We start from the raw sequence: 3,867 nt of genomic DNA, 5'->3' as shown, positions 1-3,867 counted from the left end.
CAGTTGGAGGAGAGCTTTTCGATCCGCGTCGGTGACGGGCGGCCGCCCGCCTCATGGATGGAGGAATCGGAAGTGCGCCGCCATCTCGGGCTGCTCGGCCGGCACCAGAGGTCCAGCAGTGACGGCTATGGTTCGGCGATGGGCCTGCCGGCGCTGCGCGAGCGCCTCGCCTTCGACCTCATGGAGCGCGAGGTGCAGGCGAGCCCGGACCAGATCCTGCTGACATTCGGCGCCAACCACGCACTGGACCTGATCATACGCCGCTTCCTCGTCGCCGGCGATACCGTGCTGGTCGACGACCCCGGCTACTACCCGCTTTTCGCCAAGCTGAAGCTGGCGCAGATCCGCATGATCGGCGTGAAGCGGACGCCGACCGGTCCGGACCTCGACGATCTCGCCGGCAAGGCCGAGCGCGAGCGTCCGAAGCTGTTCTTCACACAATCGCTTGCGCACAATCCAACCGGCAGCTCGACCAACCTGCCGACGGCTCACTCGATCCTGACGATCGCCGCGCGCTGCGACATGCTGGTGGTCGAGGACGACCCGTTCGTCGACCTGCCGACGGTCCGTGGCGTTGGCCTTGCGCCTCTCGACCAGTTGCGGAACGTCATCTGCGTGCGCACCTTTGCCAAGACGTTGTCGGCCAGCCTGCGCTGCGGCTATATCGCCGCGCGCCCCGACCTTATCGCTTCCCTTGCCGAGTTGAAGATGCTGACGACAGTCAACAGCTCAGGACACATTGAGCGGTTGATCCATGGATTGATCAGTGAAGGTCACTATCGGCGCCACCTCAAGCGTTTGGCGCAGCGTGTGCAGCAGGCCACCGAGACGGTCGTTCCCCGCCTTCAGAAGATGGGTCTTAAGCTCTTTGCCGAGCCGACAGGTGGATACTACGTCTATCTGGAGCTTCCCGAGTATGTCGATGACATCGCCCTCGCCCGGGAAGGCGCTCGCCAGGGGATTTTTATCGCACCTGGTACCGTGTTTTCGCCGGAGCGCCAACCTGCCAAGGCAGGCATCCGCGTCAACATCGCCTGGGCCTCGGATCCTCATTTTTTTGACTTCATGCTGGCAGAGCTTAGGCATCGGCGGACTTGAACAGGACAAAGCCCCGCCTTGCGGCGGGCTTAGTGCTTGACGGATCACTCCGCGGCGCGTCGTGACCAGATGAGCGAGAAGTCGCCCCCGGTGTCGGTCTCGACCAAGCTCGCGTAGATCGGAGCGGGGAAGCTGGGATCGTCGAGCTTGACGAAGTGGTAGTCGCGGCTCTCGCGCGAGGTCTTCTTCCAGGGCCGTCCCGAACTCGGGGCGCCAGCGAAAATGCGGAAGTCGGGTCTCTTTTCATTGTCGCCATCGACCGGAGAGAACGTCACAGTCTTGACGTTGAGGTTGAGGGTCTTGACCGAACCGGAGAAGCCGTTCGCGGTGCGCGAGAATGTGCCGACCGTAGCCATCGTGGTGGTTCCTTCTGTTTTTCTCGGGCCGCACCCATCTCTCGATGGTGGTCGTGAGGCCGGAGACGATCGGTCTGCATCCCGAAGGGGCTGAAACGAAGTAACGGCGGCGCGAGGCTTTCTTGGGCCGCCGAGGAATGGACGCGCAGCGACCAGGGGAAGAGAACGCAGCGACGTCGTTACGGGAAGACGATCGAGCCGAAGCGAAGGCGGTCTTCAGTCAGACCCAATCCATTCGAGGACGCCGTGGGCGTAGCTTGGACAGAATACGCGGAAGGAATGCCACAGTGGCTAAGATCAGTCCCGGCCACTGTCGCTTGCTCCGCTGCGCTTCTCTATTTCGGTCAAGGACGCTTCCTCCCGCCCGTGGGCGGTGTTGGTCCCACTTCACCCGGTGAAGAAGGGACGTCCGATTTCTCTAATCTTTGGGCTGAATCGTCATCAGCGGTCGATGGGAGAGAATGGACGCCGCCAGATTAGGCGCGGCACGCACGGGGTCGTAGAAGTCCATGCGCCATAATAGTAATTTCCTCATTCTGGGGAGTAGTTGTTTGGCTCGATCAGCCGCAGGTAAACTCAGAGCGACAGGATGCGAAACCGGCAGTTGCCGTGTAAGGTCAGGCCTTAACTTGGGGGAGAACTGAATGCGAACGGCTGTTACCTTGGCGTTCCTGGCCTTTATCAGGGTGTCGTCAGAGCAATAGAAGCCTGCCTGGCCGGGGACGTGATCAGTCTCGAACGCGGTCGTATTCGTCTTGCGCGCGCTCGAGTTCCGGCCCGTAGGTCATCGACCATTCGTAAAGCGCCTCGAACGGTTGCCGAAGGGAGTGGCCGAGCGAAGTGATCGTGTATTCGACACCGACCGGCGTCGTCGTCGTCAGCACTTCACGGCGAATGAGACCGTTACGTTCCAGACGCTTCAGCGCATCGGCGAGCGCCTTGTGCGTGATGCCGTCCAGGCGCCGCATGATCTCGTTGAATCTCGACGGCCTAGTGCACAGAACGGTCAGAATCAGGACCGACCACTTGTTGGCGATCTGCTCAAGTGCCGGCCGCGCCTTTTGCACATCTATCAACGCCTCGACGGACACGGGCTTAGGACGACGGGGTGGGCTGACCTTGACGGGCAAGTCTTCAGTCACGGCGGACATAGGTATACTCCTCGATATCTGCTCTAGTTGTAGTGCGTAATTGACCGTAGGTATAGAGCATATATCTTGAGCCATCACTTTTTGATGGAGTTCACATGAGCAGATTGGCAAACAAGATCGCACTGGTTGTCGGCGGTGCCGGCGGTATCGGCGGGGCAGTTTCACAAAGGTTCGCCAGTGAGGGAGCGCAGGTCTATGCGACCAGCCGCAAGGGTGCGGACGGCGCCTTGGAAGCGGCGGGCACCGGCAGCATCCGGACGGTCCTGGCGGATGCAAGCAACAGAGCGGATCTTGAACGTGTATTCGAGCAGATCAGATCGGAACGCGGGCGTATCGACGTGCTCATTGTGAATGCCGGCCTTTCCGAATACGCCCCGCTTGAAGATATTTCGGAGGATCATTTCGACAGGACATTCGGTCTGAATGTGCGCTCTCTGGTTTTCGCAGCACAAGGTGCCGTCAACCTCATGCAGCCAGGCGGAACGATCGTGTTGATCGGCTCTATCGCAGGCGACATCGGCACCAAAGGATATGGCGTCTACGGCGCCACCAAGGCCGCTGTCCGCTCGTTCACCCGCACCTGGGCCAACGAACTTGCTCCCAAAGGCATTCGTGTCAACGTCGTCAGCCCCGGCCCGACCGATACGGCGATGATGGCCGGGGCCTCGCAACAGATTCGAGACGCGCTTTCCAGCATGATCCCTCTCGGGCGCATGGGCCGGCCTGACGAGGTGGCCGCCGCGGTTGTTTTCCTCGCCAGCGACGAGAGCAGTTTCACAACCGGCGCAGAACTGGCCGTCGATGGCGGCATGGCCCAGGTGTGACGTGCGCCTTCGACCACTGAAACCTGGACGGCCGCCGTTGCGCTCATGCCGGTCGGTGTCTCGCAGTGACAGGCATGCATGTCGTTTTCTCGAAACCGGAGCAGCTTTCGAGCGACATGTTATCAATCCTCCAGAAGATAGCCCTTGCGATGGGAAAGCGGCTCGGTGCCGGCTACCTTGGCGATGACTTGGTTGGCCGCCACCAGCTTCTTCAGTCTGCGGGTGACGACCACGCCGTCAGTACGCGCATGGACGGTGATACGGGCATCGCCGCCAATCGCAGCGGGCGCGACGATGTCGGCGATCGGCTGTCCGGACGTGACCCGCTCGCCAAGTTCGACGCGGTAGACGATGACGCCGAACGCCGGCGTGCGCACCACGTCGCAGGCGTCGAAGCCTGTGACGTCGCAGAGCGGCGGCGCGGCGGGTGCTTGACCG

4 protein-coding genes and 1 pseudogene are annotated in these 3,867 nt (G+C 61.5%); 2 read left to right on the top strand and 3 right to left on the bottom strand.

What is annotated here, in order from left to right:
- A partial coding sequence (locus EN906_RS25930; RefSeq protein WP_164777362.1) for a PLP-dependent aminotransferase family protein occupies positions 1-1,098 on the top strand: 1,098 nt, incomplete at its 5' end.
- A gap of 44 nt (positions 1,099-1,142) precedes the next feature.
- Here EN906_RS25930 and EN906_RS25925 read toward each other — a convergent pair.
- On the bottom strand, positions 1,143-1,454 hold the full coding sequence (locus EN906_RS25925) for a DUF736 domain-containing protein (RefSeq protein WP_127268215.1): 312 nt from the start codon (positions 1,452-1,454) through the stop codon (positions 1,143-1,145).
- A gap of 728 nt (positions 1,455-2,182) precedes the next feature.
- Positions 2,183-2,605, bottom strand: coding sequence for a helix-turn-helix domain-containing protein (locus EN906_RS25920; protein WP_127268214.1), 423 nt, complete (start codon positions 2,603-2,605; stop codon positions 2,183-2,185).
- 95 nt (positions 2,606-2,700) lie between these two features.
- Here EN906_RS25920 and EN906_RS25915 point away from each other — a divergent pair, with 95 nt between their 5' ends.
- Positions 2,701-3,429 (top strand): SDR family oxidoreductase, encoded by a 729-nt coding sequence (locus EN906_RS25915; protein ID WP_127268213.1) that lies wholly within the window; start codon positions 2,701-2,703, stop codon positions 3,427-3,429.
- 122 nt (positions 3,430-3,551) lie between these two features.
- On the opposite strand, the pseudogene EN906_RS37425 reads toward EN906_RS25915, so the two are convergent.
- Positions 3,552-3,867 (bottom strand): annotated as a pseudogene (locus tag EN906_RS37425) (succinylglutamate desuccinylase); the annotation flags it as partial.

This window comes from Mesorhizobium sp. M7A.F.Ca.CA.004.06.1.1, assembly GCF_003999135.1.
In the GTDB taxonomy this organism is placed as follows: domain Bacteria; phylum Pseudomonadota; class Alphaproteobacteria; order Rhizobiales; family Rhizobiaceae; genus Mesorhizobium.
This window is presented reverse-complemented; position numbering and strand designations above follow the sequence as displayed.